The sequence below is a fragment of the Agrococcus versicolor genome, from assembly GCF_039531815.1.
Lineage (GTDB): Bacteria > Actinomycetota > Actinomycetes > Actinomycetales > Microbacteriaceae > Agrococcus > Agrococcus versicolor.
The window spans coordinates 536,738-561,666 of sequence record NZ_BAAAQT010000005.1; the positions used below are offsets into that span (position 1 = coordinate 536,738).

General features: G+C 72.8%; 22 protein-coding genes and 1 other RNA gene. 14 read left to right on the forward strand and 9 right to left on the reverse strand.

Features of this window, described 5'->3' with window-relative positions; all coding sequences use genetic code 11:
• The first annotated feature begins 26 nt into the window (after positions 1-26).
• Both ABD249_RS05395 and ssrA read left to right on the forward strand, forming a co-directional pair.
• On the forward strand, positions 27-1,055 hold the full coding sequence (locus ABD249_RS05395) for a 6-phosphofructokinase (RefSeq protein WP_344341230.1): 1,029 nt from the start codon (positions 27-29) through the stop codon (positions 1,053-1,055).
• 172 nt (positions 1,056-1,227) lie between these two features.
• Positions 1,228-1,599, forward strand: a transfer-messenger RNA (tmRNA) gene (gene ssrA, locus ABD249_RS05400).
• A gap of 144 nt (positions 1,600-1,743) precedes the next feature.
• On the opposite strand, the gene ABD249_RS05405 is transcribed toward ssrA, so the two are convergent.
• On the reverse strand, positions 1,744-2,034 hold the full coding sequence (locus ABD249_RS05405; protein WP_344341232.1) for a rhodanese-like domain-containing protein: 291 nt from the start codon (positions 2,032-2,034) through the stop codon (positions 1,744-1,746).
• 46 nt (positions 2,035-2,080) lie between these two features.
• Here ABD249_RS05405 and ABD249_RS05410 point away from each other — a divergent pair, with 46 nt between their 5' ends.
• Positions 2,081-2,551, forward strand: coding sequence for a VOC family protein (locus tag ABD249_RS05410; protein ID WP_344341234.1), 471 nt, complete (start codon positions 2,081-2,083; stop codon positions 2,549-2,551).
• 59 nt (positions 2,552-2,610) lie between these two features.
• Here ABD249_RS05410 and ABD249_RS05415 read toward each other — a convergent pair whose 3' ends face one another.
• The 4 genes from ABD249_RS05415 to aroA are packed head-to-tail and all read right to left on the reverse strand — an operon-like array spanning position 2,611 to position 6,298.
• Positions 2,611-3,381, reverse strand: a complete 771-nt coding sequence (locus tag ABD249_RS05415) for an inositol monophosphatase family protein (protein WP_344341236.1) — start codon at positions 3,379-3,381, stop codon at positions 2,611-2,613.
• A gap of 35 nt (positions 3,382-3,416) precedes the next feature.
• On the reverse strand, positions 3,417-3,911 hold the full coding sequence (locus ABD249_RS05420) for a DUF3817 domain-containing protein (protein WP_344341238.1): 495 nt from the start codon (positions 3,909-3,911) through the stop codon (positions 3,417-3,419).
• 36 nt (positions 3,912-3,947) lie between these two features.
• Entirely contained in the window at positions 3,948-4,979 is a 1,032-nt protein-coding gene (rsgA, locus tag ABD249_RS05425; protein ID WP_344341240.1) for a ribosome small subunit-dependent GTPase A, read from the reverse strand.
• The gene (aroA, locus tag ABD249_RS05430; RefSeq protein WP_344341243.1) at positions 4,976-6,298 is read right to left on the reverse strand and encodes a 3-phosphoshikimate 1-carboxyvinyltransferase; all 1,323 of its coding nucleotides are present in this window, start codon (positions 6,296-6,298) and stop codon (positions 4,976-4,978) included. Before aroA ends, rsgA begins: the two co-directional genes overlap by 4 nt.
• 72 nt (positions 6,299-6,370) lie before the next feature.
• Here aroA and ABD249_RS05435 point away from each other — a divergent pair, with 72 nt between their 5' ends.
• Genes ABD249_RS05435 through ABD249_RS05445 form a run of 3 tightly spaced genes read left to right on the forward strand, consistent with a single transcriptional unit; the run spans position 6,371 to position 8,245 of the window.
• Positions 6,371-6,940 (forward strand): sigma-70 family RNA polymerase sigma factor, encoded by a 570-nt coding sequence (locus ABD249_RS05435; protein WP_425546285.1) that lies wholly within the window; start codon positions 6,371-6,373, stop codon positions 6,938-6,940.
• A complete protein-coding gene (locus ABD249_RS05440; RefSeq protein WP_344341247.1) occupies positions 6,940-7,185 on the forward strand; it encodes a zf-HC2 domain-containing protein in 246 nt (81 codons plus the stop codon). The genes ABD249_RS05435 and ABD249_RS05440 overlap by 1 nt, the downstream gene beginning before the upstream one ends.
• Positions 7,186-7,234: 49 nt before the next feature.
• Positions 7,235-8,245 carry an adenosine deaminase gene (locus ABD249_RS05445; protein ID WP_344341249.1) on the forward strand — a complete coding sequence of 337 codons (1,011 nt, stop codon included), beginning with the start codon at positions 7,235-7,237 and terminating at the stop codon, positions 8,243-8,245.
• A 63-nt stretch (positions 8,246-8,308) separates the two neighbouring features.
• On the opposite strand, the gene aceB is transcribed toward ABD249_RS05445, so the two are convergent.
• Positions 8,309-9,919 carry a malate synthase A gene (gene aceB / locus ABD249_RS05450; RefSeq protein WP_344341251.1) on the reverse strand — a complete coding sequence of 537 codons (1,611 nt, stop codon included), beginning with the start codon at positions 9,917-9,919 and terminating at the stop codon, positions 8,309-8,311.
• A gap of 41 nt (positions 9,920-9,960) precedes the next feature.
• Positions 9,961-11,253 (reverse strand): isocitrate lyase, encoded by a 1,293-nt coding sequence (gene aceA / locus ABD249_RS05455; protein ID WP_344341253.1) that lies wholly within the window; start codon positions 11,251-11,253, stop codon positions 9,961-9,963.
• Positions 11,254-11,360: 107 nt separating this feature from the next.
• Here aceA and ABD249_RS05460 point away from each other — a divergent pair, with 107 nt between their 5' ends.
• The 3 genes from ABD249_RS05460 to ABD249_RS05470 are packed head-to-tail and all read left to right on the forward strand — an operon-like array spanning position 11,361 to position 13,591.
• A complete protein-coding gene (locus ABD249_RS05460) occupies positions 11,361-12,836 on the forward strand; it encodes a helix-turn-helix domain-containing protein (protein WP_344341255.1) in 1,476 nt (491 codons plus the stop codon).
• Between the two features lie 57 nt (positions 12,837-12,893).
• A complete protein-coding gene (locus tag ABD249_RS05465) occupies positions 12,894-13,370 on the forward strand; it encodes a DUF2975 domain-containing protein (protein WP_344341257.1) in 477 nt (158 codons plus the stop codon).
• Entirely contained in the window at positions 13,370-13,591 is a 222-nt protein-coding gene (locus ABD249_RS05470) for a helix-turn-helix domain-containing protein (protein ID WP_344341259.1), read from the forward strand. The genes ABD249_RS05465 and ABD249_RS05470 overlap by 1 nt, the downstream gene beginning before the upstream one ends.
• A gap of 57 nt (positions 13,592-13,648) precedes the next feature.
• Here the strand turns inward: ABD249_RS05470 and ABD249_RS05475 are convergent, their stop codons facing one another.
• Positions 13,649-17,494 (reverse strand): multifunctional oxoglutarate decarboxylase/oxoglutarate dehydrogenase thiamine pyrophosphate-binding subunit/dihydrolipoyllysine-residue succinyltransferase subunit, encoded by a 3,846-nt coding sequence (locus ABD249_RS05475; RefSeq protein WP_344341261.1) that lies wholly within the window; start codon positions 17,492-17,494, stop codon positions 13,649-13,651.
• A 77-nt stretch (positions 17,495-17,571) separates the two neighbouring features.
• Positions 17,572-18,078, reverse strand: coding sequence for an HNH endonuclease (locus ABD249_RS05480; protein ID WP_344341263.1), 507 nt, complete (start codon positions 18,076-18,078; stop codon positions 17,572-17,574).
• A 126-nt stretch (positions 18,079-18,204) separates the two neighbouring features.
• Between ABD249_RS05480 and ABD249_RS05485 the strand changes: the two genes are divergently transcribed.
• From ABD249_RS05485 to ABD249_RS05505, 5 genes are all read left to right on the forward strand, one after another.
• Positions 18,205-19,752, forward strand: a complete 1,548-nt coding sequence (locus ABD249_RS05485; protein ID WP_344341265.1) for a bifunctional 3'-5' exonuclease/DNA polymerase — start codon at positions 18,205-18,207, stop codon at positions 19,750-19,752.
• 50 nt (positions 19,753-19,802) lie between these two features.
• Complete coding sequence (guaB1, locus tag ABD249_RS05490; RefSeq protein ID WP_344341267.1) at positions 19,803-21,239, forward strand: GMP reductase; 1,437 nt, start codon at positions 19,803-19,805, stop codon at positions 21,237-21,239.
• A 138-nt stretch (positions 21,240-21,377) separates the two neighbouring features.
• A complete protein-coding gene (locus ABD249_RS05495; RefSeq protein WP_344341269.1) occupies positions 21,378-22,700 on the forward strand; it encodes a hemolysin family protein in 1,323 nt (440 codons plus the stop codon).
• Positions 22,697-23,734: a hemolysin family protein gene (locus ABD249_RS05500; RefSeq protein WP_344341271.1), complete on the forward strand. Its 1,038-nt coding sequence runs from the start codon at positions 22,697-22,699 to the stop codon at positions 23,732-23,734. Before ABD249_RS05495 ends, ABD249_RS05500 begins: the two co-directional genes overlap by 4 nt.
• A 50-nt stretch (positions 23,735-23,784) precedes the next feature.
• Positions 23,785-24,918 carry a glycosyltransferase 87 family protein gene (locus ABD249_RS05505; RefSeq protein WP_344341273.1) on the forward strand — a complete coding sequence of 378 codons (1,134 nt, stop codon included), beginning with the start codon at positions 23,785-23,787 and terminating at the stop codon, positions 24,916-24,918.
• Positions 24,919-24,929: the final 11 nt, after the last annotated feature.

Consider the following 24,929-nt stretch of genomic DNA (forward strand, 5'->3'; position numbering starts at 1 on the left):
GTCGCGGCGGACGGGAAGATGGAGCCATGCGCATCGGGATCCTCACGTCCGGCGGCGACTGCCCCGGACTCAACGCCGTCATCCGAGCAGCCGTGCTCGGCGGCATCAAGCAGCACGGCCACGAGTTCGTCGGCATCCGCGACGGCTGGCGCGGCCTCGTCGCCGGCGACGTGCGCGTGCTCAACCGCTCGTCCGTCCGCGGCATCTCGCGCGTCGGCGGCACGATCCTCGGCACGAGCCGCACGAACCCCTTCGAGGGCGACGGCGGCGGGCCGGCGAACATCGCCACCACGATGGAGCGGCTCGGCATCGACGCCGTCCTCGCCATCGGCGGCGAGGGCACCCTCGCGGCGGGCAAGCGACTGAGCGACGCCGGCATCCCGATCATCGGCGTGCCGAAGACGATCGACAACGACCTCGACGCGACCGACTACACGTTCGGCTTCGACACGGCCGTGCAGATCGCGACGGAGGCCGGCGACCGCCTGCGCACGACCGGCGACTCGCACATGCGCTGCATGGTGCTCGAGGTCATGGGCCGCCACGTCGGCTGGATCGCGCTCCACGCGGGCATGGCCGTCGGCGCGCACGCGATCCTCATCCCCGAGCAGCCGCGCTCGATCGACGAGATCTGCGACTGGGCGCAGCAGGTGTACGACCGCCGCCGCGCACCGCTCATCGTCGTGTCGGAGGGCTTCCGCCTCGAGGGCATGGAGGAGGCGCACTCGCACAAGGGCCTCGACGCCTTCAACCGGCCTCGCCTCGGCGGCATCTCCGAGCTCATCACGCCCGAGATCGAGGCGCGCACCGGCATCGAGTCGCGCTCGACCGTGCTCGGCCACATCCAGCGCGGCGGAGCGCCCACGGGCGCCGACCGCGTGCTCGCGACGCGCTTCGGGCTCGCCGCCATCGAGGCCGTGCACGACCAGGCATGGGGCCAGATGGTGTCGCTGCGCGGCACCGACGTCGTGCGCGTGCCGTTCGCCGACGCCCTCGGCACGCTGAAGGTCGTCCCCGAGGAGCGCTACCGCGAGGCGGAGCTGCTCTTCGGCTGATCCGGCGCGGCGCACCGGCACGCGGGCGTCGACCGCGCGGGCCGCGTCGTCGCGGTGGCGCGGCGTCGCCCAGCCGCGCTTGCCGCAGCACGCGCCGGGCACGTATGATGGAGGGCTGCCGCGCACCGCGGCGGATTGACAACTCCACAGCGCGTGACGCGCACCGCAGCACGGGGATGATCGGTTTCGACATCGCCTCAGTCGCTGCGGGAAGCGAGTCGAGGACCCAGGGTCATCTCGTCAACGATCCCTGGAAAACCATAGGTGCCAACGCAAAGCGCACCGACTTCGCCCTCGCTGCCTAAGCGAGCCTGAAGTCCGTCGGACCGGGTCTGCTCCTGCCCCGGATCCCGGCGTCATCTAGGGAGCTTGCTGCGAACCTGCGTCACAGGGGTTCGCGGGACTCGAACTGTGACTGGGCCCGTCTACCTAGGTGTCTGGGACAAAGGTAGGGGCCGAGCAGAACGCACACCCTCAGACTGCACTCGGAGAAGCCGCACGGTCCGAGCGATGGACGGGGGTTCGATTCCCCCCATCTCCACCAACCGTCGGTGCGTGTCACGCGCGAAGGAGCCTCGAGGCCCGCAGGCATCGCCTGCGGGCCTTCGTCATGCCGTCGCCGTGTCCGCTCGCGTCCGCGCACGGCCGCGTACGCGCCGACCGCTCGGGGCGTCCGCGACGCGAGGCCTCAGCGCGCGACGTCGTGGCCAGCGGCGATCCACGCCGACGTGCCGCCGACGACGTTCGCAGCCACGCGGCCCTGCGACTCGAGGTACTGCACCACGCGGGCGCTGCGTCCGCCGGAGTGGCAGATGATCGCCGCGCCGTCGGGCACCTCGTCGAGGCGCTCCACGACCTCGCCCATCGGGATGTGGATCGCGTGCGGCACGTGCCCCGCATCCCACTCGTCCTGCTCTCGCACGTCGACGACCGGCACCGCCGGGTCGCCTGCGATGTCATCTACGGTGATCTCGCGCATCCCTCGACCCTAGCCGCGCGACCGCCGCGGGCGTACGCTCCGATCCATGAGCGTCTCGACGTCCCTGTGGTTCGACGGCGGCATCGAGGAGGCGGCTGCGCTGTACGTCTCCCTCGTGCCCGACAGCGAGATCCTGCACGTCAGCCGGTATCCGGACGACGACGCCTTCCCGGGCGGCCTGGGGGGCCAGGCGCTCACCGTCGACCTCACGGTCGGCGGGCATCGCGTGACGCTGCTGAACGGCGGGCCCCAGTTCCCGCTGTCGGAGGCGGTGTCGCTCGTGCTCGAGGCCGACGGGCAGGAGGAGGTCGACCGCCTGTGGGATGCGCTCGTGGCCGACGGCGGCCGCGAGAGCCGCTGCGGCTGGCTCGTCGATCGCTTCGGGCTGTCGTGGCAGATCGTGCCGTCGTCGATGGGCCGGCTCATGTCCGGCCCGAACGCCGGTGCCGTCGCGCAGGCGCTCATGGGGATGACGCGCATCGTCGTCGCCGACCTCGAGCGCGCGCACGCGGGCTGAGCCGTCGCGGGAGCGCCGCCGACGCGGTCTTCGCCGGCGCTCGACCGCGGGCTCGCGCGTCAGCGCGCGAGGCGCCGCAGCAGCTCGTCGTGCAGCACGCCGTTCGTCGCGAGCGCCGAGCCGTGCCACGGGCCCTCCTGCCCGTCGATCGACGTGAAGCGGCCGCCGGCCTCCTCGACGATGGGCACGAGCGCCGCCATGTCGTACGGCTTGAGGTCGAACTCGCCGACGGCGTCGAGCGCCCCCTCCGCGAGCAGCATGTAGCTCCACGCGTCGCCGTAGGAGCGCGCACGCCACACGTCGCGCTGCAGGGCGACGAGGTCGTCGATGCGGCCGGCGCCGTCCCAGCCCTGGATCGAGTTGTACGAGATGGCGGCGTCGGCGAGGGTCGCGAGCCCCGAGACCCGCAGGCGCTGCTCGCCGGGCGACGCCCACGCGCCGTCGCCGCGCGACGCCCACCAGCGACGTCCCATCGCGGGCGCCGAGCACACGCCCACGACGACCTCGTCGTCGACGACGAGCGCGATGAGCGTCGCCCAGACGGGCGCCCCGCGGAGGAAGTGGGCCGTGCCGTCGATCGGGTCGACGATCCAGCGCCGCGAGCCCTCGCCGGTCGTGCCGGTCTCCTCGCCGAAGAACGCGTCCCCGGGCCGCTCGGCCGCGACGATGGCGCGGATGCGGGCCTCGACCGCCTGGTCGGCGTCGGTGACGTGGGTGGCGTCGGGCTTCGTCGACACGCGCAGGTCGGCCGCTCGGAAGCGATCCATCGAGATGGCATCCGCCTCGTCGGCGATGCGGAGGGCGAGGGCGAGGTCGTCGGCGTGGCGCACGCCCCCACGCTACCGAGCGGCGAGGCCCGGACGCGTCAGCGGCCGCCGGGAGGGCCGACGACGAGCAGCACCGTGAAGACGACGGCGACGAGCGCGATCGCCCCGATCGCGAACGCTACCGGGTGGCGCAGCAGGGAGCGCACGAGCCGGTCGAGGGGCCGTGCGTCCCGCGGGTCGTCGGTCGCCTCGAGCCGCCAGGCGCCATCGAGCCTGCCGGTGCGGCGCAGCCAGCGCTCGACGGGGATCGTGGCGTAGGGCACGACCGCGCTCGCGATCGCGACGGCCGCGACGCCCGGCCGCCACCGCTGGTGGATCGTCATGAGCACGGCGGTGCCGGCGTAGGCGAGGAAGACGAAGCCGTGGAAGCCGCCGCCGACGGACACGCCCGCGCCCTCGCCGCTGATGGCGCGCACGGCGAGGCCGGCGAGCAGCAGCGTCCACGACACCGCCTCGGCGATCGCGACGAGCCGGTACAGGCCGTGCGGGGTGGCGATGGGCGAGCGGGAGGCGATGGGCGCGTCGGACGTCACCCGTCCATCCTCCCAGCGGCGCCTATGCGCGCGCCGTCACCATCGATCCTCGACCGTGAGCGTCGCGAGCAGGCCCTGCACGCTGTCGACGCGCGTGCGGTCGAGCTCGCCGCGCGCCGCGGCCTCGGCGATGCCGCAGTCTGGTGCGTCGGCGAGGTGGGTGCAGCCGCGCGGGCACTGCTCGCTCACGGCCTGGATGTCGGGGAAGGCCTTGAGGATGGAGGCGACGTCGATGTGGCCGAGCCCGAACGAGCGCACGCCGGGGGTGTCGATGACCCAGCCCCTGCCGAGCCGGTACGACTGCGTCGACGACGACGTGTGCCGACCGCGGCCCGTGACGGCGTTGACGTGGCCCACCGCTCGGCCCGCGGCGGGCACGAGCGCGTTGACGAGGGTCGACTTGCCGACGCCCGAGTGGCCGACCGCGACGGTCACGTGGCCGTCGAGCCGCTCGCGCAGCGCGGCGACGGGCGGGTCGTCGGAGCGCGAGCGCCACGTCTCGATGTCGAGCCCCTCGAAGTTCGCCAGGAGGGACGCGGGGTCGGCGAGGTCGGTCTTCGTCACGACGAGGATGGGCGTGATGCCCGCGTCGTAGGCGGCGACGAGGTAGCGGTGCACCAGGCGGGGGCGCGGCTCGGGGTCGCGGGCGGCGACGACCATGAGCATGAGGTCGGCATTCGCGACGATGACGCGCTCGAACTCGTCGGAGTCGTCGGCCGAGCGGCGCAGGAGCGTCGTGCGCGGCTGGATGCGCACGATGCGTGCGAGGGATCCCTCGTCGCCCGTCGTGTCGCCGACGACGTCGACGCGGTCGCCGGCGACGATGGCCTGCTTCCGCAGCTCGCGGGCTCGCGTGGTCGTGATCGTCGCCTCGTCGGGCTCGCCGTCGCGCACGACGACCGTGTAGCGGCCGCGGTCGACGGCCGTCACGAAGCCGTCGACGGAGTCGGCGTGCTCGGGCCGGATCTTCGTGCGCGGCTTGTTCGCCTTCGGGTTGGGGCGCTCGCGCACCGAGGCCTCGTCGTAGGCCTCCCATCCCTCGTCGGGCTCGTCGGTGATCCAGCTCACGGTGCATCCGTCCCGGCGACCATGCGGTGCCAGAGCTCGGGGAACTCGGGGATCGTCTTCGCCGTCGCGCCGACGTCGTCGACGACGACGCCGTCGACGGCGAGGCCCAGCAGCGCGCCCGCCGTGGCGATGCGGTGGTCGGCGTACGCCGCCCACGTGCCGCCGTGCAGGGCGCTCGGCTGCACGGTGATCGAGTCGGCGTCGCCCGTCGCCACCCCGCCGAGCGCGGCGAGGTCGGCGACGATCGCGTCGATGCGGTCGGTCTCGTGGCCGCGGGTGTGGCCGATGCCCTCGATCGTCAGCGGCGCGTCGGCGAAGACGCCGAGCGCGGCGATCGTGGGGGAGAGCTCGCCCGCGTGCGCCATGTCGATCGTGCCGCCGACGAGCGGGGTCGCGGCGACGCCCGCCCCGCCGTCGACGGTGCAGCGGTCGCCGTCGATCGTGACGGATGCCCCGAGGCGCGTGAGCAGCGCGGGCAGCTCCGCGCCCACCTGCGTCGTCGTCGCGGGCCAGCCGGCCACGGTGACGCGACCGCCCGCGACGACCGCGGCGGCGAGGAAGGGCGCGGCGTTCGACAGGTCGGGCTCGATCGCGACGTCGGCGGCCGCGATGGGCCCCGGCTCCACGCGCCACACGCCGACCTCGGGCGACGAGACCTGCACGCCGCGGGCGCGCAGCGTCGCGAGCGTCATCTCGACGTGGGGGAGCGAGGGGAGCCGCGCGCCGGCGTGGCGCAGCGTGAGCCCCTCGGCGAAGCGCGGAGCGGCGAGCAGCAGCGCCGACACGAACTGGCTCGACGCGCTCGCGTCGACGACGAGCTCGCCGCCGCGGACGGCGCCCGTGCCGTGCACCGTGAACGGCATCGTGCCGGTGCCGTGGTCGTCGACGCGCACGCCGAGCGCGCGCAGCGCGTCGATCGTCGTGGCGTTGGGCCGCGTCCGCGCGTGCGGGTCGCCGTCGAACGCCACGGTGCCCTCGGCGAGGGCCGCCACGATGGGCAGGAAGCGCATGACGGTGCCCGCGAGGCCGCAGTCGATCGACGCGGACCCGAGCGGCCCGGGCGTCACCCGCAGGTCCGGGCCGAATGGGCCCTCGCCGACCTCCTCGACGCCGACGCCGAGCGCGCGCAGCGCGTCGACCATGAGCGCCGAGTCGCGGGAGTGGAGCGGTGCGTGCAGCGTGCCGGGGCCGTCGGCGAGCGCGGCGAGCACGAGCTCGCGATTCGTCAGCGACTTCGAGCCGGGCAGGTGCACGACGGCGTCGAGCGGGGCGGTGGCCACCGGCGCCGCCCACGCGAGGGAATGCGTCGAGTGGGTCATCGGTTCCATCCTACGAAGGAGGGGTGCATGACTGGGACCAGCGTGCTGACGCGCGGCGTAGGATCGACGCCGATGGCAGACGACTCCGACGCGTTCATCGACGAGGCCCTCGAGTACACCGACCAGCTGTACGCGGCGGCGATGCGGATGACGCGCAACCCGCAGGACGCGGCAGACCTGGTGCAGGAGACGTACGCGAAGGCGTACGCCGCCCGTGACTCCTTCACGCCCGGCACGAACCTTCGTGCCTGGCTGTACCGCATCCAGACGAACACGTACATCAACCAGTACCGCAAGCGTCAGCGGCAGCCCTACGAGGCGCCGCTCGACGATCTCGAGGACTGGCAGATCGGCGTCGGCGAGTCGACGACCGCGACGAGGTCGCGGTCGGCGGAGGCCGAGGCGATCGACCGCATGCCCGCAGGCGTCGTGCGCGACGCGCTGCAGTCCATCCCGGACGACTTCCGCATGGTCGTCTACTGGGTCGACGTCGAGGGCATGTCGTACGCCGAGACTGCGGAGATCATGAAGACGCCCGTGGGCACCGTGATGAGTCGCCTGCACCGTGGCAGGCGACAGCTGCGGGAGCTGCTGGCGGACTACGCCCGCGAGCAGGGCATGAAGGCAGGGGAGAAGCGCTGATGGGCGACTGCGGCTGCGACAAGGCGAAGGCCGAGCTGGAGGAGTACCTGCACCAGGAGCTGTGCAGCGAGGACGCGGCGGACATCCGCGCGCACCTCGACGGCTGCACCGACTGCGCCGAGGAGCACACCGTCGGCGTGCAGCTGACGATGGCCCTGAAGCAGGCGTGTGCCGAGACGGCGCCCGAGCAGCTGAAGGACCAGGTGCTCGCGCGCCTGCGCGCCGTCCAGGCCACCCACTCCTAGCGCGTCGGCGCTCGCCGCCGACCCGCGCCGACGCTTCCAGGAGCACACGGTGACCGATCCGATCGACTGGCGCACGCTGCCGAAGGCCGAGCTCCACCTCCATCTCGAGGGCACGCTCGAGCCCGAGCTGGCGTTCGCGCTCGCCGAGCGCAACGGCGTCACCCTGCCGTTCGCCGACGTCGACGAGCTGCGCGAGCGCTTCGCGTTCGAGGATCTGCAGTCGTTCCTCGACGTCTACTACGCGTGCATGGTCGTGCTCCGCACGCGCGACGACTTCGCCGACCTCGCGCTCGCCTACCTCGAGCGCGCCCACGTCGACGGGGTCCGCCACGTCGAGGCGTTCTTCGACCCGCAGGTGCACGCGGCCAACGGCGTGCCGGTCGACGTCGTCCTCGACGGCCTGCGCGCGGGCTTCGACGAGGCCGAGCGCCGCTGGGGCATCACCGGCGGGCTCATCCTCTGCTTCGTGCGCGACCTGCCCGTCGACTCGGCCGCCGCCGTCCTCGAGGAGGTCGCGCCGCGCGCCGGCGAGCTGCTGGGCGTCGGCCTCGACTCCGCCGAGGTCGGCTACCCGCCGTCGCTCTTCCAGGAGGTCTTCGCGCGCGCGGCGGAGCTCGGGCTGCGCCGCGTCGCCCACGCCGGCGAGGAGGGCCCCGCCGACTACGTGTGGCAGGCGCTGCGCCTGCTGGGCGCCGAGCGCATCGACCACGGCATCCGATCGGTCGACGACCCGGAGCTCGTGCGCCACCTCGCGCGCGAGCGCATCCCGCTCACGGTATGCCCGCTGTCGAACGTGCGGCTGCGGGCGGTCGAGGATCTGCGAGCGCACCCGTTGCCCGCGCTCGTCGAGGCCGGCGTCGTCGTCACGATCAGCTCCGACGACCCCGCCTACTTCGGTGGCTACGTCGCCGACAACCTCGCGGCGCTCGCCGCTGCCGGCATCCCCGACGCGACGCTCGTCGACCTGGCCGGGCACTCGATCGACGCGTCGTTCGCCTCCGAGGCGCGCAAGGCCGAGCTGCACGACGAGCTGCGAGCCTGGCGGATCGCCAGGCGCTGACGCGGCGCGTGCGGCAGGGTCCCGGCGAGCGTCTCGGCCGGGACCCTGCGTCGCATGCGGAGGTCAGGCGGCGATCGCCTGGGGCTGCGTGAGCGGCGACAGGTAGCGCTCGGTGCCCGCGAGGGTGAAGAACGCCGGGTAGGTCGGCCGCAGCGCCACCTCCGTGAAGAGCGCGACCGCCTCGTCGAGGCGATCGCCCTCGGTCCTCGGCGTCGCCTCGGCGATCTCGCGCACGAGGCGCTTGACCCAGTCGCGCGAGACGGTGCGCCCCTCGACGGTGCGCGCCTCGACGTGGATCCACTGCCACACCTGCGATCGGGAGATCTCGGCCGTCGCGGCATCCTCCATGAGCGAGTGGATCGCGACGGCGCCCTGACCCCGCAGCCACGCCTCCATGTAGCGGATCGCGACCTCGACGTTGAGCCGCACGCCGGCCTCGGTGATGTCGCCGGGCGTCGTCGTGAGGTCGATGAGCGCCGCACCGTCGGGCACGACGTCGTCGCGCGTGCGCGCGAGCTGGTGCGGCTGCTCGCCGAGCACGGCATCGAACTCCGCCTGCGCGACGGCGACGAGCCCCGGGTGCGCGACCCACGAGCCGTCGAAGCCGTCGCCCGCCTCGCGCCGCTTGTCCTGCGCGACCTGCGCGAGCGCGACCTCCGTCGCGGCCGGATCCTTCGCGCTCGGCACGAACGCCGACATGCCGCCGATGGCGTGCGCGCCGCGACGATGGCACGCACGCACCAGCTGCTCGGTGTACGCCCGCATGAAGGGCGCGGTCATCGTGAGCGCGGCGCGGTCCGGCAGCACGAAGTCGTCGCCGCGGAACCGGAAGGCGCGGATGATCGAGAAGAGGTAGTCCCACCGACCCGCGTTGAGGCCCGACGAGTGCTCGCGCAGCTCGTACAGGATCTCCTCCATCTCGAACGCCGCCGAGATGGTCTCGATGAGCACCGTCGCGCGGATGGTGCCGCGGGGGATGAGCAGCATGTCCTGCGTCGCACGGAAGACGTCGTTCCACAGCCGTGCCTCGAGGTGGCTCTCGATCTTCGGCAGGTACAGGTACGGCCCGCGACCCGCGGCGATGAGCGCGTCGGCGTTGTGCACCATGTGGAGCCCGAAGTCGACGAGCGAGGCGCTCATGGGCTCGCCGTCGACGAGGATGCGACGCTCGTCGAGGTGCCAGCCGCGCGGGCGCACGACGATGGTGGGCGTGCGCTCGGCCGTGACGCGGTACTCCCTGCCGTCCGGGCTCGTGTACGCGATGGTGCCGGCGATGGCGTCCTGCAGGTTCACCTGGCTCTTGATGACGTTCTCCCACGTGGGGGAGCAGGAGTCCTCGCAGTCGGCGAGCCAGACGCGGGCGCCGGAGTTGAGCGCGTTGATCGTCATCTTGCGCTCGATCGGGCCGGTGATCTCGACCCGGCGATCCTCGAGCCCCGGTGCGGGTGGTGCCACCTGCCACGTCGCGTCGTCGCGGATGTGCCGCGTCTCCGGCAGGAAGGTGGGCGTCGCGCCGTCGGCGAGGGCGGCGCGGCGGGTGCGGCGGAGGCGGCGCAGCTCGCGCCGCCTGGCCTCCGCGAAGTCGTGCAGCGAGAGCAGGAGCTCGAGTGCGTGCGGCGTCAGCACGCGCTCCTGCCCGGGTGCGTGCTCGGTGATGCGGATGCGGTCGTCCATGGTCGTCTCCAGGGGGTGCGGGGGCCGGGCGGGGCCCGAGGTCAGTGGAACTGCGCGGTCTCGGTGGAGCCGGCGAGGGCGAGGGTCCCCGAGTCGGGGTCGAGCGCGGAGGCCACGAGGTCGAACCATCCGGTGCCCACCTCGCGCTGGTGGCGCGTGGCGGTGTAGCCGTGCGCCTCCGCGGCGAGCTCGCGCTCCTGCAGGTCGACGTAGGCGGTCATGTGGTGCTCGGCGTAGCCCCTCGCGAGGTCGAACATCGCGTGGTTGAGGGCGTGGAAGCCGGCGAGGGTGATGAACTGGAAGCGGAAGCCCATCGCGCCGAGCTCGCGCTGGAAGCTCGCGATCTCGTCGTCGTCGAGGTGCCGACGCCAGTTGAACGACGGCGAGCAGTTGTAGGCGAGCAGCTGGTCGGGGAACTCGTCCTTGATCCCCTCCGCGAAGCGCCGCGCGACGTCGAGGTCGGGCTTCGACGTCTCCATCCAGAGCAGGTCGGCGTACGGTGCGTAGGCGCGACCGCGAGCGATGCACGGCTCGATGCCGCCACGCACCTCGTAGAAGCCCTGGGCGGTGCGTCCGCCCGTGAGGAACGGGCGGTCGCGCTCGTCGACGTCGCTCGTCAGCAGCGTCGCCGCCTCCGCGTCGGTGCGGGCGACGATGACGGTCGGCACGCCCTCGACGTCCGAGGCGAGGCGCGCCGCGTTCAGGGTGCGCACGTGCTGCCGGGTCGGGATGAGCACCTTGCCACCGAGGTGTCCGCACTTCTTCTCGGAGGCGAGCTGGTCCTCCCAGTGCACGCCTGCGGCGCCGGCGGCGATCATGGCGCGCTGCAGCTCGAACGCGTTGAGCGGTCCGCCGAAGCCGGCCTCCGCGTCCGCCACGATCGGCACGAGCCAGTCGTCGACCGAGCGCTCGCCCTCGGCATGCTCGATCTGGTCGGCGCGGAGCAGGGCGTTGTTGATGCGACGCACGACGCTCGGCACCGAGTTCGCCGGGTAGAGGCTCTGGTCGGGGTAGGTCTGACCGGCGAGGTTCGCGTCGGCTGCGACCTGCCAGCCCGACAGGTAGATCGCCTCGAGGCCCGCCTTCACCTGCTGCACGGCCTGGTTGCCCGTGAGGGCGCCGAGGGCGCGGACGGGCTCGTCGTGCTGCAGGCGGTCGAAGAGCCGCTCGGCGCCGCGACGGGCGAGCGTGCGCTCCTCGACGACCGAGCCGCGCAGGCGCACGACGTCGCTCGCGGCGTAGTCGCGGGCGACGCCGCTCCACCGTGCGTCGGCGTCCCACTCGAGCTGCAGCGCATCGGCTTCCTGCTGCTGGGTCCTGGTGCTCTCGGTCATCGGGGGCCTCCTCCGTCGGGGTGTGTGCCACCACCCTCGTCGCAGGAAGAGCGTCCTGGCGCCGATCCCAGCCATGAAGTTCTGCATTCCTGCCGTACGCTGCAGCAATGACGTCCCAGTCCTGGCATCGGTCGACGCGCACCCCCGCCAAGGAGCCGGATGCGACGGATCCGCTGCAGCTCGGCAAGGCGATCCGGCACCATCGCAAGGCGGCGGGCCTCACGCTCGACGCCGTCCACGACGCCATCGGCCTGGCGCCCTCGCAGCTGAGCGCGATCGAGACGGGCAAGCGCGAGATCCGGTTCCAGACGCTGCAGCGGCTCGCGGCGCTGCTCGGCGTCACCCTCGACGCGCTCACGGGCGACGCGCCCCCGAGCGAGCGCGCTGCGCGCGAGCTGCGGCTGGAGCGCGCCATGCGCTCGCCGCTGTGGGTGCAGAAGCAGCTGCCGACGATGCGCGTCGGGCCGCGCACGCCCGACGACGTGCTCGAGACGATGCTCGCGCTCGTCGACGAGCTCGAGCGCACGTCGGAGGAGCGCATCGCCACCCCGGAGGAGGCACGCAGGGCCAACGTCCAGCTGCGCGCCGAGATGCGCGCCCGCGACAACCACTTCGGCGAGATCGAGGCGGAGGCCGCGCGCATCCTCCGCGACGTCGGCTACGCGCAGGGTCCGCTGTCGCAGCACCTCATCGCCGCGATCACCGAGCGGCTCGGCTTCTCGGTGCACCACGTGGGGGACCTGCCGCACTCGACGCGGTCGGTGACCGACCTCCGACGGCATCGCATCTACCTCTCGCGCTCCTCGCGCGGGGATCACGACCCGCGGTCGGTGCTGCTGCAGGCCCTCGGCCACCACGTGCTCGGCCACGACGTGCCGCGCGACTACGGCGGCTTCCTGCGCCAGCGCGTCGAGACGAACTACTTCGCCGCGGCGCTCCTCATGCCCGAGTCGGCAGCCGTCGCGTTCCTCGCGGAGGCGAAGGCGCAGCGGCAGCTCGCGGTGGAGGACCTGCGCGACGCGTTCGCCGTGTCGTACGAGATGGCGGCGCACCGCCTCACGAACCTGGCGACGCACCACCTCGGCATCCCCCTGCACTTCCAGAAGGTGCACGAGTCGGGGATCATCTACAAGGCGTACGAGAACGACGGCGTGACGTTCCCCGCCGACCACACCGGCGCCATCGAGGGGCAGCCCGTCTGCAAGCGGTGGACGAGCCGCGAGGTGTTCGACGCGCCCGACACCGTCAACGCGTTCGAGCAGTACACCGAGACGCCCGCCGGCACGTTCTGGTGCACGGCCATGACCGAGCGCAGCGCGCAGGGCGAGTTCTCGCTCTCGATCGGCGTGCCGTTCTCGCAGGCCCGCTGGTTCCGCGGCCGTGCGACGAAGGAGCGCTCGGCGTCGCAGTGCCCCGACCCCGCCTGCTGCCGCACGCCGCCCGTCGAGCTCGCGGAGGCATGGGCGGGCAAGGCGTGGCCGAGCGCTCGCGCCCATTCCCACCTGCTCGCGGCGCTGCCGCCGGGTGCCTTCCCGGGCGTCGACGAGACCGAGGTCTACGCCTTCCTCGCCAGCCGGACCTGAGTCGAGGATGCGGCGCGATCGATTGACATTCGATCGATATCCATTGAAGATCGATGCATGCCCCGGATCCTCATCGCCGTGTCGCGTGTCGTCCTCGTGCTGCTCGCCGCACTCTCGGTCGTCGGTCAGGTCGTCGTCGTGCCCGCCATGGCCCAGGAGGTCGCGAACGAGGCGCCGACGGCTGCCCGCTTCGTCGCCGCCTACGCCGTCGCGGGCGTGACCGCCATCGTGTGCGCGCAGATCGCGCTCGTCTGCACGTGGCTGCTGCTGGCGCGGGTCGCGCGCCGCACCATCTTCGACGCCCGCGCGCTGCGCTGCGTCGATGGCATCGTCGCGGCAGCCGTCGTCGCGACGCTCGTGGCCGTCGTCGTCGCGACGCATGCGATCGCCGCGGTGGGCGGCGGCATCGGCATCGCGATCGCCCTCGCCGTCGTCGTCCTCGCATGCGCCGCCGTCGCCCTGCTCGTCGGCGTCATGCGGGGGCTGCTCGTCGAGGCCACGGGCCTGCGCGCCGACCTCGAGGCGGTCATCTGATGGCGATCGTCGTCGACATCGACGTCCTGCTCGCCCGCAGGGGCATGTCGGTGGGCGACTTCGCCGATGCCGTCGGCATCACGCCCGCGAACGTCGCCGTCCTCAAGAACGGGCGCGCGAAGGCCGTGCGCTTCTCGACGCTCGACGCCATCTGCCGCGTGCTCGACTGCCAGCCGGGCGACGTCCTCCGCCACGTCGACGACGCAGCGTCGCGCCCCTGACGCGGAGGAGCCCGCCGACGCGATGCGTCGGCGGGCTCCCCCAGGGCGAGCCTGCGCTCAGTCGGTGCCGAGCGCCTGGTCGAGGATGCGCGCGAGCTCGGCGGCGGAGCGCTTCGGGGAGCCCGTCGCGGGGCTCGCCGACTCCTGTCGGCCGATCGCTCGGATCGTGCGGCCGTGGTGCAGGTGCCGCGGGAGCGTGAAGTGCACCGAGGGCCATGCGCCCTGGTTGAGCGGCTCCTCCTGCACCCATACGAGCTCGGCGCCGTCGTAGCGGTCGAGCGCCGCGTTGAGGCCGTCGACGTCGAGCGGGTACAGCTGCTCGAGGCGCACGAGCGCGACGTCGGTCAGCTCGCGCTTCGCGATCTCGGAGGCGAGGTCGTAGTGGATCTTGCCCGAGTGGATGAGCACGCGGCGCACCGACGACGAGTCGACCTTCGCATCGTCGATGACGGGCCGGAACGTGCCCGACTCGAAGTCCTCGACGGGGCTCACGGCGTCGCGCAGGCGCAGCATCGCCTTCGGCGTGAACACGATGAGCGGACGACGCGGCCGCTGGTACGCCTGGCGGCGCAGCAGGTGGAAGTACGACGCGGGCGTCGACGGCCGGGCGACGATCATGTTCTGCTCGGCCGACAGCTGCAGGAAGCGCTCGATGCGCGCCGACGAGTGGTCGGGGCCGGCGCCCTCGTAGCCGTGCGGCAGGAGCAGCGTCAGCGACGAGAACTGGTTCCACTTCTGCTCGGCGCTCGAGAGGAACTCGTCGACGACGATCTGCGCGCCGTTGACGAAGTCGCCGAACTGGGCCTCCCACAGCACGAGCGCGTCGGGGCGCTCGACCGAGTAGCCGTACTCGAACGCCATCGCCGCGTACTCCGACAGCAGGGAGTCGTAGATCGACAGCCGCGCCTGATCCTCCGAGAGGTTCGCGAGCGGCAGCCACTCCTGGCCGTTCACCTTGTCGTGCATGACGGCGTGGCGCGACACGAACGTGCCGCGACGCGTGTCCTGGCCGGACATGCGCACGGTCGTGCCCTCCATGAGGAGGGAGCCGAGCGCGAGGAGCTCGCCGAACGCCCAGTCGACGTTGCCGTTGCGGCTCATGTCGAGGCGCTTCTTCAGCACCTGCTGCACCTTCGTGTGCACCGTGAAGCCGTCGGGCGCGTTCGCGTGCGCGTCGCCGATCGCCTCGATCGCCTGACGCGAGATGCCCGTGTCGGACGGGGTGCCGACCATGGTCGACTCCGGCGTCTGCGCGGGCACGGGCATCGAGCCCGTCGCCGCGGCGTGCGTCTCCATGAAGGCGCGCTCGAGGCGGTCCTGGAAGTCCTTCTGGGCCTCCTCGTACTCGTCCTCGGTGATGTCGCCGCGGCCGACGAGGTTCTCGGCGTACAGCGTGCGCACCGAGCGCTTGCGCTCGATGAGCGAGTACATGAGCGGCTGCGTCATCGTGGGGTCGTCGCCCTCGTTGTGGCCGCGCCTGCGGTAGCAGACGAGGTCGATGACGACGTCGCGACGGAACTCCTCGCGGTACTGGAACGCGAGCTCGGCCACGCGCACGACGGCCTCGGGGTCGTCGCCGTTCACATGGAACACGGGAGCGCCGATCGCCTTCGCGATGTCGGTCGAGTAGATCGACGAGCGCGACTCCGACGGTGGGGTCGTGAAGCCGATCTGGTTGTTGACGACGAGGTGGACCGTGCCGCCGGTCTGGTAGCCGCGCAGCTGCGAGAGCTGCAGCGTCTCGAAGACGACGCCCTGGCCCGCCATCGCGGCATCGCCGTGCACGAGCACGGGCAGCACCGAGCGACGACCGTCGCCGATGCGATCCTGCTTCGCGCGGGCGATGCCCTCGAGCACGCCGTTGACGGCCTCGAGGTGCGAGGGGTTGGCAGCGAGGTAGACGGGGATCTCGGAGCCGTCGGCCGCCACGAAGGTGCCCTCGGTGCCGAGGTGGTACTTCACGTCGCCCGAGCCCTGCATGACCGCGGCGCCCTCGAACTCCTGGAAGATCTGGCCGTACGTCTTGCCCGCGATGTTCGTGAGCACGTTGAGGCGACCGCGGTGCGGCATGCCGATGACGACCTCGTCGAGGTTCGACGCGGCCGCACCCTGGATGAGCGCGTCGAGGAAGGCGATCATCGACTCGGAGCCCTCGAGCGAGAAGCGCTTCTGGCCGACGTACTTCGTCTGCAGGAACGTCTCGAACGCCTCGGCCTCGTTGAGCTTGCGCAGGATGCGCATCTGCTCGTCGTGCGTCGGCTTGACGTACGGCACCTCGAGGTGGTCCTGGAACCACTTGCGCTGGGCCGGGTCGGCGATGTGCATGTACTCGACGCCCATCGTGCGGCAGTACGTGTCGCGCAGCACGCCGAGCACGTCGCGCAGGTGCGCCGAGCGACGACCGCCGAAGCCGCCGGTGACGAAGTCGCGGTCGAGGTCCCAGAACGAGAGGCCGTGCTGCTCGATCTCGAGGTCGGGGTGCGTGCGCTGCACGTACTCGAGCGGGTCGATGTCGGCCATGAGGTGGCCGCGCACGCGGTACGCGTTGACGAGCTGCGTGACGCGCGTCGCCTTCGAGATCTCGTCCGACTCGTGGACGGAGACGTCCTTCGACCACATGATCGGCTTGTAGGGGATGCGGAGGTCGGCGAAGATGCCCTCGTAGAAGCCGTCCTGGCCCTGCAGGAGGCCGTGGACGATCTTCAGGAACTCGCCGGAGCCCGCGCCCTGGATGACGCGGTGGTCGTACGTCGAGGTGAGCGTGATCGTCTTGCCGATGCCGGCGTCGGCGAGGCGCTCCTCGCTCGCGCCCTGGAACTCCGCCGGGTAGTCGAGTGCGCCCGCACCGATGATGCAGCCCTGGCCGGGCATGAGGCGCGGCACCGAGTGCACGGTGCCGATGCCGCCCGGGTTCGTGAGCGAGATCGTCGTGCCCGCGAAGTCGCCGGCGTCGAGCTTGTTCGCGCGCGCCTTCTTGACGATCTGCTCGTAGGTCGCGATGAACTCCGCGAAGTCCATGGTGTCGGCGCGCTTGATGCTCGGGACGAGCAGCGCGCGCGTGCCGTCGGGCTTCGGCAGGTCGATCGCGATGCCGAGGTTGACGTGCGGGTGCGCGACGAGCGACGGCTTGCCGTCGACCTCGGCGTACGAGACGTTCTGGCTCGGGAAGGCCTTGAGCGCCCGGACGAGGGCGTAGCCGATGAGGTGCGTGAACGAGATCTTGCCGCCGCGGGTGCGCCGCAGGTGGTTGTTGATCACGATGCGCTGGTCGATCATGAGCTTCGCGGGCACGGTGCGCACGCTCGTCGCGGTGGGCACGGCGAGCGAGAGGTCCATGTTGTGGGCGAGCGCCTTCGGCATGCCGCGCAGCGCGGTGACCGTCGGCTCGTCGGCCTTCGCCTGCTCGGCGGCGCGCTCGTCGTTCGACCGGTCGGCGGGGACGGGCGCGGGCTTCGCGGGCGTCTTCGTCGTGCGGGCGGCGATCGTGCCGTCGGGACGCTGCGCGGGCTTCGTCGGCGCCGGGGGAGCGGGCGGCGTCGCCTGCGCGGGCGCCTCGGGCGCGTTCGCGGCGGCGACGGGTGCTGCGGACGGCGCCGTCGGTGCCGCGGGTGCGGGAGGCGCGGCCGGGGCCGGGGGCGCGGACGCCGTGGGGGCGGTCGGCGCGGAGGGAGCCGCCGGCGCGGATGGCGCCTGCGCCGGGGGCGCCGGTGGCGCCGCGGTGGCGGTCGCGGTGCCGCCTCCCAGCTGCGCCGCGTAGCGCTCCAGGATCGGCCACCAGGACTGGGCCACCTTCGACCTGTCCTGCTTGAAGAGCTCGTACTGCTCTTCAACCAGCCATTCGTTCGCTCCGAAGTCGCTGCTCGCGGCTGCCACGGATCCTTCGCCTCTTCTCACCGGGGGCATGCTGTCGTGTCGGTCATCGACACCAGCACTCGATCATACGCGCCGAGGCTGGGCGTGCGAGCGTTCTGGACGTTCTGTCAACGAGCGAGACCCAGCGCGACGAGGTCGACGCCCGCCGCCTCGACGGCGAGCATGATGACCTCGCGACGCCAGACGACGCGCGGCTCGAACTGCAGCGGCATCGACGCCTCGGTGGGCGTGCGCCCGCCCTTGCGACCGTTGCAGTCGACGCAGGCCGTGATGGTGTTGAGCCACGTCGACCCGCCGCCGCGCGACGCGGGCTGGATGTGGTCGATCGTCGAGCCGGGGCCGCCGCAGTACGCGCAGCGTCGACGGTCGCGCTCGAGCACGCCGCGCCGCGTCCAGGGCATGCGGTCGTACATGCGGGTGTGGGGCACCGCCACGTAGTCGTTGAAGACGACGACCTTCGGCACGGGCATCTCGATGCTCTCGGAGCGGATGGTGCCCTCGGAGGCGAGCATGATCTGCGCCCGCTCCTTGACGACGAAGGCCACGGCGCGCTGCAGCGAGGCGACCCCGATCGGCTCGAGCGTCGCGTTCAGCACCACCACCTGTGCCTGCATCGCGTCCTCCCAGTCTCATAGTGCACGACGCGGGGCCGCGGAGCACGCGTTCCGCCCAGGGCGTTCACGGCGTGTTCAGCCGTCGTCCGTCCCGGGCGCGTCGGCGGTGGCGCCTAGCGTGGGCACGTGGATGTCGTCATCGCCCCCGCGGGCGACGCGTGGGAGGTGGCGCTCGTCGGCGACGACGGGCCCCGCGATCGGCGCGCGGTCGACGACCTCCCGGCCGCCGTCGCAGCGCTCGAGCCCGAGCGCGTGCGCTGGGTCTGGCAGGACTCGGCGCGCGTCGTGCCCGTGCTGCTCGCCGCCGGCGTCGCGGTCGAGCGCGCGCGCGACCTGCGGCTGTGCCACCGCATCCTCGCCGACGCGGGCCGGATGCCGCTCGACGCGCGGTGGACGCGACGGCTGCGCGCGCCCGACGGCGCCCTCTTCTCGCTCGACGAGGCCCCCGAGCCCGTCGACGCGCTCGTCGACGAGCTCGCGCGGCAGGAGGCCGCGGTGGCCGGCGACGCCTCGCTGGGCATGCTGCTCGCAGCCGAGTCGACGGGTGCGCTCGTCGCCGAGGAGCTGCTGCACGTCGGTCTGCCGTGGTCGGCCCGCGAGCACGATCGGCTGCTGACCGACGCCCTCGGCCCGCGTCCGTCGGCCGGACGACCCGCGCGGCTGCAGGCGCTCGCCGACGAGGTCGACGCCGCCCTCGGGCAGCACGTCGCGATCGACTCCCCGCCCGAGCTGCTGCGGGCGCTGCGCTCGGCCGGCCTCGACGTGCGCTCGACCTCGCGCTGGGAGCTGCAGGAGCTCGATCACCCCGTCGTCGCACCCCTCACGGCCTACAAGCGCCTCTACCGCCTGTGGACGGCGAACGGCTGGCAGTGGGCGGACGACTGGGTGCAGGACGGCCGGTTCCACGCCGAGTACGTGCCCGCCGGGGTCGTGACCGGCCGGTGGGCGACGGCCGGCGGCGGCGCGATGCAGATCGCCAAGCAGGTGCGCGGCGCCGTCGTCGCCGACCCCGGCTGGCGGCTCGTCGTGGCCGACGCGGCGCAGCTCGAGCCGCGCGTGCTCGCCGCGATGGCACGCGACGAGGCGCTCGCCGGCGCCGCGGTCGGCGACCTCTACGAGGGGCTCGTCGCGAGCGGCGTCGCGGAGTCGCGACCGCGCGCGAAGGTCGCGATGCTCGGCGCGCTCTACGGCGCCACCTCCGGCGACTCGGGTCGGCTCGTGCCCGCGCTGCGGCGTGCCTACCCCGCGGCGATGCGCGTCGTCGACGACGCGGCGGCGACGGGCGAGCGCGGCGGCCTCGTGCGCACGTGGCTCGGGCGCACGAGCCCGCCGATGCCCGCCGCCTCCGCCGGGCTCTCGGATCGCGACGCCGTCTCGCGCGAGCGCGGCTGGGGTCGCTTCACGCGCAACTTCGTCGTGCAGGGCTCCGCGGCCGAGTGGGCGCTGTGCTGGATGGCGCTGCTGCGGCGCAGCCTGCGCGCCGGTGGCGGCGAGCTCGTCTACTTCCTCCACGACGAGGTCATCGTCCACGCGCCCGCCGAGCGCGCCGACGCCGTCGCCGACGAGATCCGCGCGGCGGCGGCGGGCGCCGGGCGCATGCTCTTCGGCACGTTCCCCATCGCCTTCCCCGTCGAGGCGCGCATCGCCTGCGACTACGCGAGCGCCGAGGGCTGAGGCGCTCGCCGGCGCGCACGGCGGCGTCGTGCTCGGCGTAGCGTGGAGGCATGCGCTTCCTGCAGCCGCCGCCGTCGCACGACCTCACCTACTCGGACGCGTTCCTCGTCCCGAGCCGCTCGGACGTCGGCAGCCGCATGGCCGTCGACCTCTCGCCGGACGACGGCACGGGAGCGACGCTGCCGATCGTCGCGGCGAACATGAACTCCGTCACCGGCCCCCTGCTCGCGGCGACGCTCGCCCGTCGAGGCGGCCTCGCCGTGCTGACGCAGGACCACGACGTCGCCGACACGATCGCGGCGATCGCATGGGTCAAGGACCAGCCGGTGACGCTCGCGTCGGCGCAGCTCGCGACCGAGGACGAGCTCGTCGCCGACGTGCTGCTGCGCGTGCCCGCCGTCGAGGGCCACGGCATCGTCGTCGTGCGCGACGGCCGCCACGTCGGGGCGATCGGCGCCGTCCGCCTCGGGCACGCGCTGCCCGACGCGCGCATCGGCGACCTGCTGCACGGATCGATCGACCCGCTCTCGCCCGCCGACGTCGCCGATCCGCGCGCCGCCTTCGACGCCGTGCATGCCGCGGGCGTCGACTTCGCCGCCGTGGTCGACGACGACGGTCGCGTCCTCGGCACCGTGAGCCCGCGCACCGCGCTGCGCGGCGCCCTGTACCGCCCCGCCCTCGACGACGACGGGCGCCTGCGCGTCGCCGTCGCCGTCGGCATCAACGGCGACCCGGCCGCGAAGGCGCGCGCCCTCGTCGACGCGGGCGCCGACGTCGTCGTCATCGACACCGCCCACGGGCACCAGGAGGGCATGCTGCGGGCGATCGCCGCCGTGCGCGCCGCCGTCGACGTGCCGATCGTCGCCGGCAACGTCGTGACCGCCTCGGCCGTGCGCGACCTCGTCGACGCGGGCGCCGACATCCTCAAGGTCGGCGTCGGCCCCGGCGCCATGTGCACGACGCGCATGATGACCGCCGTCGGCAGGCCGCAGCTGTCCGCGGTGCTCGAGACCGCGGAGGAGGCCATCGGCCTCGGCGCACGCGTCTGGGCGGACGGCGGCGTGCGCTACCCGCGCGACGTCGCCCTCGCGCTCGCCGCCGGCGCGTCGAGCGTCATGATCGGCTCGTGGTTCGCCGGCACGATCGAGGCGCCCGGACGCATCCAGCGCGACGAGCGCGGACGCCTGTTCAAGGAGTCGTGGGGCATGGCGTCGACGAAGGCCGTCGAGGGCCGCTTCGGCGACCTCCCGGCGTTCGAGCTCGCCACGAAGACCCTCTTCGCCGAGGGGATCTCGTCGTCGACGATCCTCATCGACCCGAATCGCCCGAGCGTCGAGGACCTGCTCGACATGATCACCTCCGGCGTCCGCTCCTCGGCGACCTACGCGGGGGCGTCGTCGATCGTCGAGTTCCGCGAGCGCGCCGTCGTGGGCGTGCAGTCGGCCGCGGGCTACGAGGAGGGCAAGGCGCTCCCGGTCTCCTGGTGACCCGAGCGAGCCGTTCGGGCATGTGATGCCACGTGTCGATCGCGGTAGGATCGCGTGCGTGAGCGACGAGCACCATAGTCCTTGGGGCGACAGCCCCACCCTCCGTCACCAGGCCACCATGCCCATCGGACGCATCCGATGATCGAGCAGCTGCCCTGGCTCTTCATCCTGATCGGCGTCGTCCTCACGGTCGGCACCGGCTACTTCGTCGCGAGCGAGTTCTCGCTCGTGAACCTCGATCGCTCCGAGCTCGAGGCGCAGCAGGCGCGCGGCGAGGGCGACCACGCCGGCGTCATCGCCGCCCTCAAGCAGACCGCGACGCACCTGTCGAGCGCGCAGCTCGGCATCACGCTCACGACGCTCCTCACGGGCTACACGATGGAGCCGGCGATCACGCACCTCCTCGCACCCGTGCTCGAGGGCTGGGGCATCCCCGGCGACCTCGCGCCCGGCGTCTCGCTCGTGGTCGCGATCGTCGTCGCGACGCTGCTGTCGATGATCGTCGGCGAGCTCGTCCCCAAGAACTTCGCCCTCGCGGTGCCGCTGCGCACCGCGACGATCGTCACGCCCTTCCAGCGCGCCTTCACCTTCGTCCTCAAGCCCGCGATCCTCGTGCTCAACGGCTCGGCGAACGGCATCCTCCGCTCCATCGGCATCGAGCCGAAGGAGGAGCTCTCGGGCGCCCGCACCGCCGACGAGCTCTCGTCGCTCGTGCGCCGCTCCGCCCTCGAGGGCCTGCTCGACGCCGACCAGGCGACGCTGCTCTCGCGCACGCTGCGCTTCTCCGAGCTCACCGCCGGCGACGTCATGACCCCGAGGCCTCGCGTCGAGGCCATCGACCGCGACCGCACCGTCGCCGACGTGCTCGACCTCGCCCGTCAGACGGGCCTGTCGCGCTTCCCGGTGTTCGACGACGACCTCGACCGCGTCGTGGGCATCGCCCACGTCAAGCAGGCGGTCTCCGTGCCGCGCGAGCGCCGCGGCGACGTGCCCGTGCTCGCGATCGCCGAGGAGCCGCATCGCGTGCCCGAGACCGTGCACCTCGACCAGCTGCTCGCCGACCTCAAGGAGCAGGGCTACCAGATGGCGATCGTCGTCGACGAGTACGGCGGGACCGCGGGCCTCGCGACCCTCGAGGACCTCGTGGAGGAGATGGTCGGCGAGGTGAGCGACGAGCACGACCGCCTGCGGCCCGACATCGTGCGCGCCCCCGGCTGGGTCGCCTTCCCGGGCCTGCTGCGACCGGACGAGCTGCGCGAGCGCGCCGGGGTCGAGATCCCCGAGGACGGCCCGTACGAGACGGTCGCGGGCTTCATGGTCGCCGAGCTCGGCCGTCTGCCGCTCGCCGGCGACGAGGTCGCGATCGACGGCGGCGTGCTGCGCGTCGAGCGGCTCGACGGCCGGAGGATCGACCGGATCCGCTTCGTCGTCGTCGCCGAGCCCGAGGAGGTGGCGCGATGAGCTCCGACTGGATCGGCCTCGTGTGGCTCGTCGTGCTGCTCGCGGTCAACGCGTTCTTCGTCGGTGCCGAGTTCGCCGTCATCTCCGCGAAGCGCTCGCAGGTCGAGCCGCGCGCCGAGCGCGGGTCGCGCGCCGCGAGGCTCGCGCTGTGGGCGATGGAGCACGTGTCGCTCATGCTCGCGATGTGCCAGCTCGGCATCACGGTGTGCTCGCTGCTCATCCTGCTCGTGAGCGAGCCGGCGATCCACCACCTGCTCGCCATCCCGCTCGGCGCGGTCGGCCTGCCCGAGATCGCCGTCGACGGCATCGCCCTCGGCCTCGCGATCCTCATCGTCACGTACCTCCACGTCGTGTTCGGCGAGATGGTGCCGAAGAACGCGGCCTTCACGCTCCCGACCGCGGCCGTGCTGCTGCTCGCACCGCCGCTCGTGCTCATCTCGCGCGTCTTCAAGCCCGTGATCTGGATCATGAACTGGATCGCGAACCACATCCTGCGGCTCTTCGGCGTCGAGCCGAAGGACGAGGCGGCGAGCGCGTACACGCTCGACGAGGTGGAGACGATCGTCGAGACCTCGAAGCGCGAGGGGCTGCTCGTCGACCCGACCGGCGCGATCTCGAAGATGTTCGAGTTCACCGAGCGCACCGTCGGCGACGTCGCGATCGGCCTCGACGGCCTCGTGACGCTCGCGGAGGACGCGACGACGGACGACGTCGAGGCGGCGGTGCGCGAGCACGGCTTCTCGCGCTACGTCATCGTCGACGACGCCGGCGAGCCCACCGGCTACATCCACCTGAAGGACGTGCTCGGCCCCGACGACCCAGGGCAGCCCATCCCCGCCAAGCGCATCCGTCAGCTCGCGTCGCTGTACGCGGGCGGCGAGCTCGAGGACGCCATCCAGCGCATGCGCTCGTCGGGGGCGCACGTGGCGCGCGCCTTCGACCAGTCGGGCGCGACGACGGGCGTGCTGTTCCTCGAGGACTGCATCGAGGAGCTCGTCGGCGAGGTCCGCGACGCCACGAGGCGGCTCACCTGACCTCCGCCGCGTCGCCGCTGCGCTCGCGCCTGCTGCTGTGGGCCGCCTTCGTGGCGGTCCACGGCCTCGTGGCCGCGCTCAACGCCCCCGAGGTCACGACGGCGTTCGGCGACGTCCGCGGCGTCTACCCGTGGTGGGTCCAGCGCGCGCTCGACGGCGAGATCGTCGGGATCGACGTGCCGTGGGTGTACCCGATCCTCGCGTGGCTGCCGATCGCCGCCTCGGCCGTCGCGGGACCTGCTGCGCTGCCCGGCATGTGGCTCGTCGTCGTCACGGTGCTCGACGCCGTCGCATTCTGGCTGCTGCTGCGGCATCCGCGCGGCGTCGCTCCCGCATGGACGTGGCTCGCGCTCATGGCGCTGCTCGGACCGATCGTCGTCGGACGCATCGACTCGATCACGATGCCCATCGCGGTCGGGGGCGTCGTCGCCACGTGGTCCGGTCGCCATGCGCTCGCCGCCGCAGCCTTCACCGTGGGCGCGTGGACGAAGATCTGGCCCGGCGTGCTGTGGCTCGCGCAGCTCGTCGTGCGACCGCAGCGGCTCGTGACGGTGTCGATCGCTGCGGGCGTCACGGGCATCGTCATGCTCGCGGCGCTCGCGCTCGGCGCCGGCGGCAACGTGCTGTCGTTCGTGACGTGGCAGGGCGACCGAGGGCTGCAGATCGAGGCCGTGCTCGCGACGCCGTTCCACTGGCTCGGGGCGCCGCTCGGGTACGACGACGTGCAGCTGACCTACCAGCTGCAGACCGAGGCCGCGGACGCCGTCGCCGCCGCGGCGACGCCCGTGCTCGTCGTGCTCACGCTGCTCCTCGCGGGGCTCGGGGTGCTCGCGACGCGCCGCGGCGTCGACCGCGACGCCGTGGGCGCCTGGCTCGCGACGGCGCTCGTCGCCGGCCTCATCGTCGCGAACCCCGTCGGGTCGCCGCAGTTCGCGATCTGGCTCGTCGCGCCCGCGCTGCTGCTCGTGGGCGTGCGCGCGTGGGACGGCGTCGCCGTCATCGTCGTGCTGTGCGGGCTCACGCAGCTCTGCTACCCGTGGCTGTACGGCGAGGTCGTCGGGCAGGAGGCCATCGGCCTCCTCGTGCTCACGCTGCGCAACGGCGGCTACGTCGTGCTGCTGGCGCTCGCCGCCTGGCGGATGCTGCGGCTGCCGCGCGTCGCCGCGCAGCCCGCGCTCGCCTGAGGGGCGGCGCG